At 67.7% G+C, this 14185-nt stretch carries 16 protein-coding genes and 2 tRNA genes; 5 read left to right on the top strand and 13 right to left on the bottom strand.

All coding sequences use genetic code 11. The features are described 5' to 3' along the window. Positions 1–4: 4 nt before the first annotated feature. Entirely contained in the window at positions 5–964 is a 960-nt protein-coding gene (locus I6N89_RS19105) for a glutathione S-transferase family protein (RefSeq protein ID WP_207020101.1), read from the top strand. A gap of 173 nt (positions 965–1137) precedes the next feature. Here the strand turns inward: I6N89_RS19105 and I6N89_RS19100 are convergent, their stop codons facing one another. From I6N89_RS19100 to I6N89_RS19080, 5 genes are read right to left on the bottom strand one after another with little or no spacing between them, the layout of a single operon-like run. Then, complete coding sequence (locus tag I6N89_RS19100; RefSeq protein WP_076696446.1) at positions 1138–1458, bottom strand: antibiotic biosynthesis monooxygenase family protein; 321 nt, start codon at positions 1456–1458, stop codon at positions 1138–1140. Positions 1459–1480: 22 nt separating this feature from the next. Continuing rightward, positions 1481–2269, bottom strand: a complete 789-nt coding sequence (locus tag I6N89_RS19095) for a heme ABC transporter ATP-binding protein (protein WP_207020100.1) — start codon at positions 2267–2269, stop codon at positions 1481–1483. A 1-nt stretch (position 2270) separates the two neighbouring features. Beyond that, on the bottom strand, positions 2271–3356 hold the full coding sequence (locus tag I6N89_RS19090) for a FecCD family ABC transporter permease (RefSeq protein ID WP_207020099.1): 1086 nt from the start codon (positions 3354–3356) through the stop codon (positions 2271–2273). Positions 3357–3359: 3 nt separating this feature from the next. After that, complete coding sequence (locus tag I6N89_RS19085; protein ID WP_207020098.1) at positions 3360–4238, bottom strand: heme/hemin ABC transporter substrate-binding protein; 879 nt, start codon at positions 4236–4238, stop codon at positions 3360–3362. Continuing rightward, entirely contained in the window at positions 4235–5302 is a 1068-nt protein-coding gene (locus I6N89_RS19080) for a hemin-degrading factor (RefSeq protein WP_207020097.1), read from the bottom strand. Before I6N89_RS19080 ends, I6N89_RS19085 begins: the two co-directional genes overlap by 4 nt. Before the next feature lie 226 nt (positions 5303–5528). Between I6N89_RS19080 and I6N89_RS19075 the strand changes: the two genes are divergently transcribed. Continuing rightward, entirely contained in the window at positions 5529–7571 is a 2043-nt protein-coding gene (locus I6N89_RS19075) for a TonB-dependent receptor plug domain-containing protein (RefSeq protein ID WP_207020096.1), read from the top strand. A gap of 210 nt (positions 7572–7781) precedes the next feature. Here I6N89_RS19075 and I6N89_RS19070 read toward each other — a convergent pair whose 3' ends face one another. From I6N89_RS19070 to I6N89_RS19040, 7 genes are all read right to left on the bottom strand, one after another. Continuing rightward, a complete protein-coding gene (locus I6N89_RS19070; RefSeq protein ID WP_207020095.1) occupies positions 7782–8789 on the bottom strand; it encodes an energy transducer TonB family protein in 1008 nt (335 codons plus the stop codon). After that, positions 8786–9175, bottom strand: coding sequence for an ExbD/TolR family protein (locus I6N89_RS19065; protein ID WP_207020094.1), 390 nt, complete (start codon positions 9173–9175; stop codon positions 8786–8788). The genes I6N89_RS19070 and I6N89_RS19065 overlap by 4 nt, the downstream gene beginning before the upstream one ends. After that, a complete protein-coding gene (locus tag I6N89_RS19060; RefSeq protein WP_236016725.1) occupies positions 9175–9561 on the bottom strand; it encodes a biopolymer transporter ExbD in 387 nt (128 codons plus the stop codon). The genes I6N89_RS19065 and I6N89_RS19060 overlap by 1 nt, the downstream gene beginning before the upstream one ends. Next, a complete protein-coding gene (locus I6N89_RS19055; protein ID WP_207020093.1) occupies positions 9554–10228 on the bottom strand; it encodes a MotA/TolQ/ExbB proton channel family protein in 675 nt (224 codons plus the stop codon). Before I6N89_RS19055 ends, I6N89_RS19060 begins: the two co-directional genes overlap by 8 nt. Then, complete coding sequence (locus I6N89_RS19050; RefSeq protein WP_328805903.1) at positions 10225–10671, bottom strand: hypothetical protein; 447 nt, start codon at positions 10669–10671, stop codon at positions 10225–10227. Before I6N89_RS19050 ends, I6N89_RS19055 begins: the two co-directional genes overlap by 4 nt. 323 nt (positions 10672–10994) lie before the next feature. After that, positions 10995–11069: transfer RNA gene (locus tag I6N89_RS19045), tRNA-Gly, on the bottom strand. Between the two features lie 37 nt (positions 11070–11106). Next, positions 11107–11181 (bottom strand) — tRNA-Gly (locus tag I6N89_RS19040). 174 nt (positions 11182–11355) lie between these two features. On the opposite strand from I6N89_RS19040, the gene I6N89_RS19035 reads away from it, so the two are divergent. Then, positions 11356–11853: a DUF4405 domain-containing protein gene (locus I6N89_RS19035; RefSeq protein WP_207020092.1), complete on the top strand. Its 498-nt coding sequence runs from the start codon at positions 11356–11358 to the stop codon at positions 11851–11853. An 8-nt stretch (positions 11854–11861) separates the two neighbouring features. On the opposite strand, the gene I6N89_RS19030 is transcribed toward I6N89_RS19035, so the two are convergent. Next, positions 11862–12263, bottom strand: coding sequence for a rhodanese-like domain-containing protein (locus I6N89_RS19030; RefSeq protein ID WP_207020091.1), 402 nt, complete (start codon positions 12261–12263; stop codon positions 11862–11864). Positions 12264–12430: 167 nt separating this feature from the next. Between I6N89_RS19030 and I6N89_RS19025 the strand changes: the two genes are divergently transcribed. Beyond that, a complete protein-coding gene (locus tag I6N89_RS19025) occupies positions 12431–13171 on the top strand; it encodes a 5-oxoprolinase subunit B family protein (RefSeq protein WP_207020090.1) in 741 nt (246 codons plus the stop codon). Continuing rightward, positions 13168–14181, top strand: a complete 1014-nt coding sequence (locus tag I6N89_RS19020) for a biotin-dependent carboxyltransferase family protein (RefSeq protein ID WP_207020089.1) — start codon at positions 13168–13170, stop codon at positions 14179–14181. The genes I6N89_RS19025 and I6N89_RS19020 overlap by 4 nt, the downstream gene beginning before the upstream one ends. The last annotated feature ends 4 nt before the right edge of the window (positions 14182–14185 follow it).

The raw sequence follows: 14185 nt of genomic DNA, 5'->3' as shown, positions 1-14185 counted from the left end.
CGCCATGCTTGTGAACGGAAAATGGACCAGCGACTGGCAGCCGGTGCAGAAGGCCGACGAGAAGGGCCGCTTCGTGCGGCAGGTCTCCTCCTTCCGCAACTGGATCACCGCGGACGGCTCCGCCGGCCCGACCGGCGAGGGCGGGTTCGAGGCGGAGACCGGGCGCTACCGGCTCTATGTCGCCTATATCTGCCCCTGGGCCTCGCGCGCGCTGATGGCGCGCAGCCTCAAGGGGCTATCGGATCTCATCCCGGTCACGGTGGTGAACCCGGTGATGACCGATCAGGGCTGGCGCTTCGGCGGCTATCCCGGCGCCGACGAGGATCCGCTCTTTGCCTCGGGCTATATGCACGAGCTCTACACGCGGGCGGATGACCGCTTTACCGGGCGCGCCACGGTGCCGGTGCTCTGGGACATGAAGCGCAATGTGATGGTGAACAACGAAAGCGCTGATATCGTGCGCATGTTCGACACCGCCTTCGAACATCTCGTGCCCTCAGACCTGCGCCTCTACCCCGGGGATCTGGCCGCCGAGATCGACGCGCTCAACCCGCGCATCTACGATCTGCTCAACAACGGCGTCTACAAGGCGGGCTTTGCCTCGACGCAGGAGGCCTATGACGAGGCGGTGGAGGGTGTCTTTGCGGTGCTCGACGAGCTGGAGGCGCGGCTGACCGGCGACTTTCTCTTTGGCGAGCGGTTCACCGAGACCGATATCCGCACCTTCGTGACGCTCATCCGGTTCGACGCGGCCTATCACGGGATCTTCAAGACCAACCGCCGCCAGATCGCCGATTACCCGCGGCTCTCGGCCTATATGGAACGGATCCTGAAGCTGCCTGGCGTGCGCGAGACGGTGAATATGGATCACATTACGCGGGGGTATTATTCGATCAAGGCGCTGAACCCGACGGGCATCCGCCCCACCGGACCGGCGCATGTGGCGGCGCTGCTGGCGGGCTGAGCGCTCTGGCCGGCGCTTGTGCGGGCGGCGATGGCCCGACAGTTTTGCGTATTTGGAAAGAGAAGAAGACCAGGGGTTTGCGCGCCCCTGGTCTTCTTCTCTTTGAAAAATACGCCCGCCGAAGGCGTCCTGCGCGCTCGGCGGGCGATGTGGCTTGGGTAGAAGCGCGCCGCTCAGGCCGGCTGCGCGATGTGCTGGATCGTCTTGAAGCCCTCGAATTTCGGCGCGCCGGAATGCAGCTTGCGGCTGTCGCCGGCGCGCGCATGGGCGGCGCGGAAGCTGTCGCTGCGGGTCCAGTCGCGGAACGCTTCCTCGGTCTCCCAGACCGTGTGCGAAGCGTAGAGGATATGCCCGTCCTCCTCCGGCCCTTTCAGCATGTGGAATTCCACGAAGCCCGGGTTTTCGTGCAGTTTGCTTTCGCGCGAGAGCCAGAGCTCCTCGAAATCCGCCGCGTTCTCCAGCGGCACGGTAAAGCGGTTCATGGCGAGATACATGGGATCAGTCCTCCTGTCGGGATCATTCTGCCGCAAGCGTGGCGGCATGGGGAAGGATAAAGGGCGTGCCGGGCGCGGGTGCGGCACCGACACGCAGGCGGCAGCCATAGGCGCGTGACAGCGTGTCCGTCGTCATCACCTCTGCGACCGGCCCCGCCGCCAGCACATGGCCCCGGCTCAGCAGGGCGATGCGGTCGGCAAACATGGCGGTGAGGTTGAGATCGTGCATCACCGCCACCACGCCGCCGCCCGCATCCGCGAAATCGCGGGCGATCTGCATGACTTCGAGCTGATGCGCGATGTCGAGCGCCGAGACCGGCTCGTCGAGAAACAGCCAGCGCGGGCCATCCTGGGCGACCGGCTCGGCGACCTGCGCCAGCACGCGGGCGAGCTGCACGCGCTGCTGTTCGCCGCCCGAGAGCGACTGGTAGGGGCGGCTGGCGTAATGCCCCAGATCGACCCGCGCCAGCGCCTGAAGCGCGGCGCGCGTGTCGCCGCCGGCGCGGCCCCGGGCGAGGCCGATCTCGACCACCTCCAGCGCGGTGAAGGGAAAGGCCAGCGCGCTGGCCTGCGGCAGCACGCCCCGGATCGAGGCCAGCGCCCAAGCGGGCAGCGTGGCGATATCCTGCCCGTTGAGCTCGACCGTGCCGCGATAGGGCAGATCGCCGGTGAGCGCGCGCAGCAGCGTGGTCTTGCCGGAGCCGTTGGGGCCGCAGATCGCGGTGAGCTGGCCGGGGGCGGCGTGGAAATCGACGCCCTCCAGCACGGTGTTGCGGCCCAGCGTGACAGTGAGATCGGTTGCGGTGACCATGTCAGAGATCCACCACGCCACGCTGCCGCAGCAGGATCCACAGGAAGACCGGCGCGCCGAGCACGGCGGTGACGATGCCGATGGGCAGCTCTGCGGGGGCGACGATCACCCGGCTGATCATGTCGGCCACCACCAGAAGAGCGGCGCCCAGCAGCGCGGAATTGATCAGCAGCGCCCGGTGATCGGGGCCGGAGGCGAGGCGCAGCAGATGCGGCACCACGATGCCGACAAAGCCGATGCCGCCCGAGACCGCGACGGCAGCGCCGGTGGCACCCGCGACGCAGAGGATGGCGAGGCGCTTCATGCGCTGCACGGGAATGCCGATATGCGCGGCGGTCGCCTCTCCGAGCGCCAGCGCGTTGAGGCTGCGGCCCAGAAAGCTCGCACCGGCCACGGTAACGAGGATGATCGGCAGCGCCGCGGCGAGCTTCGTCCAGCTGGCGCCGGCGAGCGAGCCCAGCCCCCAGAAGGTCAGGTCGCGCAGCTGGCTGTCATCGGCCATGTAGACCAGCACGCCCGAGACCGCACCCGCAAGCGCGCCGAGTGCGATGCCGGCGAGCAGCATGGTGGCGACCGAGGTGTGGCCGCGGCGCGTGGCGACGCGGTAGAGCAGGATCGTGCTGACCCAGCCGCCGAAGAAGGCGGCGAGCGGCACCAGATGCGCGCCGGCGAAGCCCAGCAGCGCTGGCGGCAGCAGCGCGCCCAGAACGATGGCGAGGATGGCGCCAAGGCCGGCGCCGGCGCTGACGCCGACGATGCCGGGATCGGCCAGCGGGTTGCGGAACAGCCCCTGCATCACCGCGCCGGAGACGGCAAGCGCCGCGCCCACCGCCAGCCCCATGACGAGGCGCGGCAGGCGGATATCCATCAGCACCACGCGTTCCATGCGCGAGAGCTCCTCGCCTCTTGCGAGGCTCCTCGCCACATCCCAGAGCTGTACGCCCGTCGCGCCGACGGTGAGGCTGGCCAGCGCCACCGCGATCAGCAGCAGCGCCAGCCACAGATGCAGCCGCCGGGCGCGGGCGAGGCGGCTGCGCGGCGCCTCGGCCTCGGTCAGCTCGCCTGCGGGGTCGGTGAGCGCGACCATGGTTCAGCCCCCGTAAAGCGCCTGCGCCAGCTCGGCCACCGCCGCGCCGGTGCGCGGGCCGAAGCCCAGCAGTTTCAGCCCGTCCATCTTGATCAGCGCGCCGGTCTCGGCGGCGGGGGTGACGGCCAGCGCGGGCAGAGCGAAGAGCTCTTCGGCGCTGGCGGCGTGATCGCCGTCGCGGTCCATCATCAGGATCACATCGGGCGCAGCGGCGGTGACCGCCTCGTCCGAGAGCGGCTTGTAGCCCTCGACGCCTGCCAGCGCGTTGACGCCGCCCGCCATCTCGATGATCGCCGCCGCGCCGGTATTGTCGCCACCGCCCATCAGCCGGCCGCCCTGGGCCGACAGCACGAAGAGCACGCGCTTGGGCGTGCCCGCCGCTGCCTGCGCATCCTTGCTGGCGGTTTCGATCTGGGTGCTGACCTCCTCGGCCAGCGCGGAGGCGGCCTCGGGCACGTCGAGCGCCTCGCCCACCGCGCGGATCTTGGCGGCGACGGCGTCGGCATCGAAGCCGCCCGGCACGGTGATGAAAGGGATCGCCGCCTCTTCCAGCACATCGAGCGTTTCCGGCGGGCCGGCGCCCTCTTCCGACAGGATCAGGTCGGGGTTCACCGACAGCACACCTTCGGGCGAGAGCGCGCGCATATAGCCCACATCAGGCAACGCTTCGGCCTGCGGCGGGTAGGTGGAGGTGGTGTCGCGGGCGAGAAGCCGGTGCTCCTGCCCGAGCGCATAGACGATTTCGGTGACCGAGCCGCCGATCACCAGCGTATCGGCCTCGCCCCGCGCCGCTTCCGCGGGCAGGAGCGCGGCGCCGAGCCCGCCGAGCGCGAGATAGGCGGCAGTGGACAGTGCGAGCGCGTGGAAGGAGCGGCGCTTCATGCGGAGACCTCCTCGCGGCTGGGCAGCGCCTCGACGATTTCTTTCCAGGCGGGGCGGTGGTCGTTACCGTCCTTGCCGACGCCGAAACACTGGAAGATCAGTCCGCCCTCGGCATCGAAGGCCTCGACAGAGATCGCCGGGCCGCGCTGGGTGGGTTTCTCCACCGCCCAGAGCTCGGCCACCTTGTCGCGGCGCAGATGCAGGTTGAAGCCCGGATCCATGATGTTCTGCCACGGTCCCATCGGGCGCAGGGTACGCACCGGGCCGGAATGGATCTGAATGCAGCCACGATTGCCGACAAAGAGCATGATCTCGGTCTCGCGGTCGCGCACCGCCTCGAGCATCGCATCGACGGCGGCGGGCTCGAGCTGGCGCACAAAGGGCGCGCCGGCGATGCGATAGGCGCCGAGCCGGTTCATCTTGAGTTTCGAGCAGAGCCGCAGGAACTGATGCGTGTCGGTGAGCCGCGCCCATTCCTTGCGCAGCACGTCGAGCTTGGCGGGATCGGATTTCGCCGCCTCGGTGGGCTGGCGCGGTTCCAGATCCAGCGTGTCGCCGGTCTCGCCGCTGGCGAGGGCGGCTTTCGCGGCCTCCCAGCCGGCAAGGTCGGAGCCGGCGCGCAGATGCACCTTGTGGATGGCGTCGCCCGCCGCGTCGAAGATCTGAAGGCTGCGCTTCACGCCGGCGTCGCTCTCCTGTTCGACGAGAAAGCCGTGGCACCAGTGCTTGGGAAAGATCCGCAGGTCAATCTCGTCGGCCAGCACCATCGCCGCATGCGGACCGGTGTGATAGTTGGCGTAGGTGCCCACCTTTTCATGCACCGCCGCCTCGACACGGGTCAGCGCCATGACCTCGCCCAGAGCCTCGACCGCCGGGATCACCTTGTCGGGATGGGCGGCGATCCGGGTCACGCCATGGCCGGTCTGCGCCGCCAGCAGCTGCGCCTCGGTGATGCCGAGCTGGGTGGCGAGATCGCGGGAGCGGGTCTTGGGGGCGTCGGCGAGCGCGTCGCGAATCGTTTGCGCGCTGGGCGGGTGCTGCGAGGCAGTCGGGGAATCGGCCATCCTTGGTCCTTGTCCGGTTCGTTGCGGGTGCGAGAAAGGGAACAACTCGGCTGGCGCGACGCGACAAAGCGGCTGAATGCTGGCAAGTCCTTAGTTGACTGTTTTAGTTGGATACGCTACCCGCTGCAAGGAACAAACGGATTTGTGACCGAAATTTGCACGGATCCTCCCAGCCAGCCTCGTGCCAGCGACCCTCACCACACCCTCGCTGATCAAGGCTGAATTCATGACACGCAGCAGATTGCGCGGCACGACCGCGCTCATCCTCCTTTCTCTTTGCGCCACGCAAGGCGCGGCGCAGCAGGCCGAAAGAGATCTGACCACCGTTCCCGGGTTTCTCGGCACCCTCTACATGACACCGGGCAAGCGCGACCTGAGCCTCGGTGGCGCCGTGCCGGTGACCACCGTGGATTCTGAGGAGATCGAGGACCGTCAGGCCGGCACCATCGCCGAGCTGATCGACTCGGTGCCCGGTGTGACCCTGATCAACGGTTCGACGCCGCAGGGGTCGGGCATCAACATTCGCGGATACGGTGCCAACGGCACCTATGGCAACGACCAGAAGATCGCGATTCTTGTCGATGGCGCCTCGGTTGGGTCGGAAGAGCTCTACCGGATCGGCACGCAGCTCTTCACCGACCCGCTGCTCTATCGTCAGGTCGAGGTGCTGCGCGGCACCATCGGCAGTTTTGAATACGGCTCGGGCATTGTCGGCGGTGTGGTGAAGCTGGAAACCAAGGACGCCTCGGATTTCACCGGCGGCGTGCCGGGCTTCCGTGTCGGTCAGAGTTTCGAGTTCGGTTCGAACACTGCCAGCGCGGTCAGCTCGACGACGCTGGCCTGGCAGCCGACCGAGCGCGCGGAATTCCTGCTCAACTACACCTGGCGCCAGCAGGACGATCAGGTCGATGGCGATGGCCATGTGATCGGCAACAGCGGGTTCGAAACGCCGTCGGGGCTGCTCAAGGGCAAGTTCACCTTCGGGCAGGACGATGCGCACAGCGTGACGTTGTCCTACTCGCGCACCACGGCGGATGAAAAGGACGTGCCCTATGACACGTTCGGCACCACCGGCGGCAGCTTCGGCAATGTCGACCGGGTGACCGAAACCAGCCAGACGACTCTGGAATACCGTTACAATCCGCTCAGCGATCTCATCGACCTGACCGCGACGCTTTCCTATGCCGATCAGCAGATCGAATACAGCTATGTGCCCGGCTCGTCGCCGCTGGAATTCACGCCGACCTGGCCGTTCCTGCGCGATACGGTGAACGCCGATCAGCGCTATGAGACCACCAAGCTGACCGTGAAGAACGCCGCGCTGTTCCAGACCGGGATCGTGGATCACACCCTGCGTGCCGGTGTCGAGCTGTCGCGGCGCGAGCGCGAAGACAACGATGCCGCCAGCGCGCCGGGCGGCGAGGACAACCGTGTCGCGGTCTTCGTGATCGACGAGATGCGGTTCAACGGCTTCACCCTGACGCCGGCGCTGCGCTGGGAGAAATCCGAGGTCGAGAGCGCGACCACCTACGGCGATTTCGAGAATGACGCGCTGATGGGCGGCGTGGCGCTGGCCTATGAGTTCGGCAACGGCCTGTCGGTCTTCGGCAGCTACGCCTATACCGAGGGTCTGCCGATCATCGACGATCTCGGGCCGGCCGATGTCAATGAATGGCGCATGACCACGTCCGAGAAGTCCGACACCTGGGAGCTCGGCGCCTCCTATGCCGCGGTGGATGTGTTCTCGCCGGGCGACAATCTCTCGCTGCGCGGCAGCTACTACCAGACCGAACTCTGGGACATCACCAGCTATTCCGCGACCGGCTCGACCAGCCCCAATCTCGATCGGGTGGAAACCGAAGGGTTCGAGCTCGAAGCCTCCTACGGCTTCGCCAACGGCACCTATGTCGATTTCCAGGGCAGCTGGACCGAGGGCACGGAATATGCCGACGGGCTGAGCGATACCGACTGGCGCAACAAGCCGGGCGACGCGGTCGGCCTGACGCTGGGCCGCAAATGGGGCGACTGGCTGGATATGAGCTGGGAGGTGCGCCACACCACCGATGCACGTGACGCGTTGCAGGAGGATCTGCCGGACTACACCGTCCATAACCTGCGGGCGACCTACAAACCGCAGAGCGGTGCTTTCGAGGGCACGGAGATTCGCTTCGGCATCGAGAACGCCTTCGATCTCGACTACACCGGCAACCTGTCCTCGCGTGACGCGCCGGGCCGGACCTACAAGCTGGGTCTGTCGAAAGTCTTCTGATCCCGCCGTTTTCCCTCGCGGTGCAGAAGGTGGAAACGCCCCCCGGAGATCCGGGGGGCGTTTCTCGTTTGTGCGTCGGTGTTGGAACCGGTTTGAGGCGGGGATCGGAGCTGTGGCGGATCGTGCCGGGGTGCCGGCCCTGTAGGGTGGGCAATCTGCCCACCGCTCCGCTGCGATCACAAAGCGAATGCGCCGGGTGAGGCCATCGCCTCAGTTTGCGGGTGAAATCTCGAAGGAGAATTCGCGCCGCGCGCCTGCGGGGGGAGCCGGGAAGGGGGCGGCGCGATGCACGACCCTCAGCGCGGCCGCATCGAGCGCGGACGATCCGGAGCTGCGCAGCACCGAGGCACCGGCCAGCCCGCCATTGCCGGAGATGCGGAACGCGACCACTGTACCGCCGCGCGCGTTCAGGCGCGGGCGCGGCACGCGTGCGATCTTGCGCATGACCTGACCGGGATAGTTGCTGGCGGCAGCGTTGCCCGCCTGATTGCTCTTGCCGCCGGCGCCGCTGCGTGTGGCCTTGGCGGTTTCGCTGCCCCGTTCCTGACCGGCATTGGCATTGCGGTTCGCGTTCCCCTGAGGCGCGGCCTGTGGGGTCCGCTCCGGCTGCTTGCGGGCGGTCTGGGTCTTTGGCTTCTGGGTCTTGGGTTTCGGCTTGGCTGCCGGTTTCGGCGCGGGCTCCGGCTTGCGCAGGGCCTCGGGCCGCTCCATCGGGCGCAGCGAACTGGCCAGCGCGTTCGGCGGCGTGTCGTCCTCCTCGGCTTCGATGCGTTCGGCAGGGGCTTCGGATGAGGTCTGTTCCGGCACTTCCGCGGGCAGCGCGGCGACCGCATCCGGCGCCGGCGCCGCGGGCAGCGGCTCCGCCGCGATGGCGTCCGGCGTGGGCTCGGCGAGGCTGGGACTGGTCTGCGCGCGCTCGGCCGGAGGCGTCGCCTCGGCCTCGGGTGGCGTCGGCTGAGCGGTCTCGGCGGGCGGCTCCGGGGTCAGTGCCGCCTCTTCCACCGGTTCGGCCTCGGTGGGCTCTTCTGGCGGTGTCGCGGATAGCGTGCCGGCCGCCATATCGGCAAAGCTCGATCCGAGCCGGGCTTCGGCGGCCCCGCCCGAGCCTTCGATCTCGAACGGTTCGCTGCCGGGCAGCAGCGCCAGCGCCAGCGCGCCATGGGCGCTGCATGCCATCAGCAGCGCGACACCTTTCAGAACGCGGGATTTGGCAATCATTGCAGCCCCCTTTCACTGACGATCATGACCTTTTCCGCCCCGCCGGCACGCAGCGCCCGCGCCACCTCCACCAGATCGGCGGCGGGCAGATCGCGGTCGGGCACCAGGCGCACCAGCGCGCGGGCCTCGGGGTCCAGCGCCGCGAGATAGGTCTCGGGCGACTCCTGAACCTCGCCGCGATGGCTGAGCGCGCCGTCTGGATGCACCACCAGCGCATCGGGCGGCGGCGGGCTGCCTTCCAGATCGGCAGTGCTCACCAGCTTCAGCGCCGGATCGAGCGGCTGTGCCAGCGTGCCGGCCACGAGGAAGAAGATCAGCATCAAAAAGACGATGTTGATCAGGGCGATGGTCGGTTCGCGTTCGGATTTCGGTCGGCGCGCACGCATCAGGACGCTCCCAGAACGGTGGGCGTAAAGCCCGGCACGCCGCGCAGGATCACCAGCAGGTCGGTCAGTCTTTGCGCGGTAACGCCGGGTTGGAGCGCGACCAGAAGCCGCCGTGCCTCGCTGCCTTCGCCGCGCTGCTCGGCCAGCGCCTCGGCCAAACTGTCCAGCACGATATCGGCGCTGTTGAGCCGCGCGCTCTCCGGGCCGAGCTGGAGGAAGAGCGGGCGCTCGGAGGCGGAGGGCGCGGCACCGGTGCCGCCGGAGGTCAGTTCGACTTCGGAAAACCGTGTGAAGGTCGAGGTAAGCATGAAGAAGAGCAGCAGCAGGAAGATGACGTCGATCAGCGACGTCATCGAAAGCTTGCGCCTGCGCCGCATCTTACGCATGGGCAGAAGCTCCGGAAGGGGCCAGCGCGGCGGCCTCCTTCGGCATGCCGCCTGCGGGGGACTGCACGCTGCGCAGCGCCTTTTCGGCCAGCACGCGCTCGGCCTCCATGCGGGTTTCGAACCAGCTCAGTACGATCGAGGTCGGCATCGCCACGGCGAGCCCCACGGCGGTGGTCAGCAGCGCCACCCAGATGCCGCCGGCGAGGATCGACGGGTCGACCTGCGCACCGGCTTCCTGAAGTGCCTGAAACGCTGAGATCATCCCAAGCACCGTGCCGAACAGCCCCAGCAGCGGCGAGAGCTGCGCCACCGAATCGAGAAAACGGAAGCCGCTTTCGAGCCGGGCAAAGCGGGTCTCGGCCTCGGCATCCAGCCGCGCCGCGTCGCAGCGCCCGGCAAAGGCCATGGCGATCACCGGCTTGAGATAGCTTTTCGAGTGGGCCAGTTCGCGGCGCGCGATGGCGGTATCGCCCGCGTCCCAGGCGGCGACGGCGAGACGCAGCGCCTTGTGGCGCCCGACGCCAGCGGCGCGGAACTGCCAGAGCTTGTAGAGAATCACGGTCAGCGTCAGCACCGACAGCGCGATGAGCAGCAGCACGACCGGTCCGCCAAGCTCGGCCACGCGGATCAGCAGGTCGGAAACGGTGTCGAAAAGCGTGTCGATCATCCCATCATCTCCACGTCGGTGCGGCTGGTGAGGGTCAGCCCCTCGCCGCAGGCTCCGGCGCCAAGCGTGCCCGCCTCGCAGGTGCTGGCGCCATTGATCAGAATCTGCCCCAGCGCATCGCATTGCAGCCCGGGCACAACGAATTGCCGCAGCCGGGGCTTGCCGGCGGGTAATGTGCCGAAATCGAACAGCGTCAGGCGCTCGACCTGGCCGTCGCCGTCGAACAGCACGGTTTCGAACACCGCCTTGGCGATATCGCCGTCAAATCCGTTGCGGGCGAGAAAGCTGAGTTTGCAGCCCTTTTCGACCTGTTCCTGTGCGTTGAGTTCCAGCGAAAGGCCGGTCGGGGCGGCGTCTTGGGCTGCGAGCAGAGAGGGCAGGGCCAGCACGGCGGCGCATGCGATCAGCGCGCGGCGAAAGGCGGGGGGGACGGCACGGGACACCGGCAACTCCTTGAAACGTGATCTGGTACACGGTCCGCTGGCGTCGCCTGTCTCGGCAGGGGGCTGGCTGTTGTGGTTGGTCAGAGAGTCACCACAGCGCAGCGCAAATTTCAATACCTTATTAAGTTTATCAACTTTTCATCGGGGCGATAGTCCGGGCCGTCATCCATGCGCGTTCGGGGCCGTTTTGGGACGGTGCTGAGATGCGCGGCGGAGCGGCACGAGCAGGTGGCGGGACGGCGCGCAAAAAGTATGCGACGCGCCATGACGGGCCACCGGCATGCCACCTGTCAGCGTCCAACGACTTGTATTGTCTGAAATATTGGAGCGGGCGATGAGATTCGAACTCACGACCCTTACCTTGGCAAGGTAATGCTCTACCCCTGAGCTACGCCCGCATCCGTTTACGACAGTCTTGCTGTCGAAGGGTCCATCTGGAGCGGGCGATGAGATTCGAACTCACGACCCTTACCTTGGCAAGGTAATGCTCTACCCCTGAGCTACGCCCGCGTTCCCGATGGTGGAGGCGATGTAGAGGCTTGCGCGCCGCTCTGCAAGAGGAAATTTGCCCGCCTCGCAGGAAATCCGCGACGGGGCATGCAGGGGGCCGCGTGAAAGAAGATGTGCCGCCGCGCGCCAGCGCCCGCGATGCTTTTTTTGTTCCGTCAAAGCCAAGAGACCGCCATGACCGCCTTTCTCAAACGTATCGCCACGCCGCTCATCACCGGCCTGTTCCTGATCTCGCTGCTCTCGGGGCTGGCCCTGTTCTTTCACTGGAATTCGGTCTGGTTTCACAGCATGCATGAATGGCTGAGCCTGCTGCTCATCCTGCCCTTCGTGCTGCATATCTGGAAGAACTGGCGCCCCATGCTGGGCTATCTGCGCCGTCCGATCTTTGCCGGAACGCTAGCAGCCTCCGCGCTGGCCGCCGCCGCCTTCGTCGTACCGACACTCGGGCGGGAGCAGTCCGGCGGGCGGCCGCCGGTCTTTGCGGTCGCGCAGAAGATGCTGGACGGTTCGGTTGCCGAAGTCGCCGCGGTGATCGGCGAAACGCCGGAGGCGCTGAGCGCCGCCCTCAGATCGGCGGGATTCGCGGTGGCGGATGCCGACCAGAGCCTGAACGAGCTGGCCGACGCCTCCGGCCGTGCTCGCAACGATCTCTTTGCGGTGCTGGCACGCTGAAAAGGGACTCAGCTTTTGGGTGCCACAGGCTCGACCGGGCCTCCGGCTTGCACCCAGTCGTTGAAGCCGTCCTTCAGATGGGCGGCTTCGAACCCCATCTCCTGAAGCGTCGCCACGGTCAGTGCCGAGCGCCAGCCGCTGGCGCAGTGAAAGAGGTAGCGCTTGCCGGCCTGGGCGAAGACCTCCTTGTGATAGGGGCTGTCCGGATCGACCCAGAATTCGATCATGCCGCGCGGCGCGTGTACCGAACCGGGAATGCAGCCCGTGCGCTGGCGTTCGCGTACATCGCGGATGTCGACGATCACCAGATCCGGATCGCCAAGCTGAGCGATGGCCTCTTCCGTTGCGACCTCGGGGATCTGGGTGCGCGCTTCCGCCACCATCTGCGCCGCGCTGATTTTCAGGGCCATTCCGGTCCTCCCTCGTCCATGCCTAATCCCCGGCACTATCGCGATGTGCCGCGCGTGGCACAAGCAGGACCGGCCCGCGCATCCCGCCGGCATTCCCCTCCGCCGCTTGCGGCCCGGGCAGTGAGTGTTAACACTGCCGACACGGGCAATTTCGGGAGTGATTTTGCATGGCGCTGGACGCCGCCGGATTTCCGGTGATTCGCACGGTCGGGGTCGACGGCATGCTGGTCAGCTTTGGCGACCGGCTGAGCGAGACCGCGAACCGCGCCGCGCTGGCCTTTCGTGCCGAGGTAGAGCGCGAAGGCTGGGACGGGGTCGAGGAGAGCGCCTCGTCGCTGGTCTCCTGCTATCTGCGCTTCGACCCGCTCTATCTGCGCCACGCCGCGCTGGAGGCAAAGCTGCGCGAGCTGATCGACAGCCGTGACTGGATGCAGGCAGCGCTGCCACAGGGGCGGCGCCTGCACCGCATTCCCACAGTCTATGGTGGCACGCTGGCGCCGCAGTTCGGCGAGGCAGCGGCGGCGGCGGGGCTCTCCGAGGCGGCGGCGCGGGACTCGCTCAGCCGCACGCGGGTGCGGGTGACGGCGCTGGGATTTGCGCCGGGGCAGCCCTATCTGGGCGAGCTGCCGGAGTGCTGGGATATCCCGCGCCAGCAGGCGCTCACGCCGAGGGTGCCCATCGGCGCTCTGGTGCTGGCAATAAGGCAATTCGTGCTCTTCACCGTGCAGGCACAGACCGGCTGGCGCCATGTCGGTCAGACCGCGGTGCGGCTGGTGCGGCTGGGCGAGGAGCGGCCCTTTCTGCTGGCGCCGGGCGACGAGGTGGAATTCCCCGCGGTCTCGGAAGAGGTGTTTGCCAGGATGCAGGATGATGCCGAGGGCGGTGCAAGCTGGGAGGCATTGGCATGAGCCGGGCGCTGATCGTGCATCGCGCGGGGCCGGCGCTGACCTTGCAGGACGAGGGCCGGCCGGGCTGGATCGCCTATGGCCTCTCGCGCGGCGGCGCCATGGACCGGCTGGCACTCGCCGAAGGCGCTGCGCTCTTGGGTGGCAAACGGGGTGTGGCGCTGGAAATGGCCGGCGTCGGCGGGCTCTTCGAGGCGAGCGAGGAGATGCGCATCGCGCTGACCGGCGCGCCGATGCGCGCCACGCTCGACGGTCAGCCGCTGCTCTGGCAGGCCGCGCATTTGCTGCCGGCGGGGGCACAGCTGGAGATCGGCCCGGCCACCAGCGGCGCCTACGGCTATCTGCATGTGGGCGGCGGTTTTGCCGAGCCCGCGATCCTCGGCGCGCAATCGGCTCATCTGACCGCCGGGCTCGGCGCGCCGGTGACGGCGGGCACGCGGCTTGCGGTCGGCCCCGACAAGGGCGGCGAGACCGCGCGTAAGCTGCCGGTGGCGGACCGGTTCTCCGGCGGTGTGCTGCGCGTGGTGGAAAGCCTGCAAACCGGGCTCTTCCCCGAGGAGCAGCGCAGGCGTTTCGGCGAGGAAGCCTTCGTGCGCGACATGCGCGCCAACCGCATGGGGGTGAAGCTCACCCCCGAGGGGGCGGGCTATGGTGTCGAGGGCGGGCTGTCGGTGGTCTCGGAGGTGATCGCGCCCGGCGATATCCAGGTGACCGGTGACGGCGCGCCCTTCGTGCTGATGGCGGATTGTCAGACCACCGGCGGCTATCCCCGGCTGGCCACGGTGATCCCCGCCGATCTACCGCGCGTCGCGCAGGCGCCGGCGGGGGCGCGGCTGTCCTTCCGCTGGATCTCGCTCGACGCGGCGCTGGAGGCGGAAGCCGCCTATCGCAAAGAGATCGCGGAGCTTCCGCGCCGTGTCGAGCCGCTGATCCGCGATCCGGCGGATGTGCCGGATCTTCTGTCCCACAAGCTGGTCAGTGGGTTTTCGAGCGGCGATCATCACGATCATTGAAAGG

It is taken from the genome of Salipiger abyssi (genome assembly GCF_017311415.1).
GTDB lineage: Bacteria > Pseudomonadota > Alphaproteobacteria > Rhodobacterales > Rhodobacteraceae > Salipiger > Salipiger abyssi_A.
Note: the sequence above shows the minus strand (reverse complement) of the source record. Positions and strands in the feature narration are given on the sequence as shown.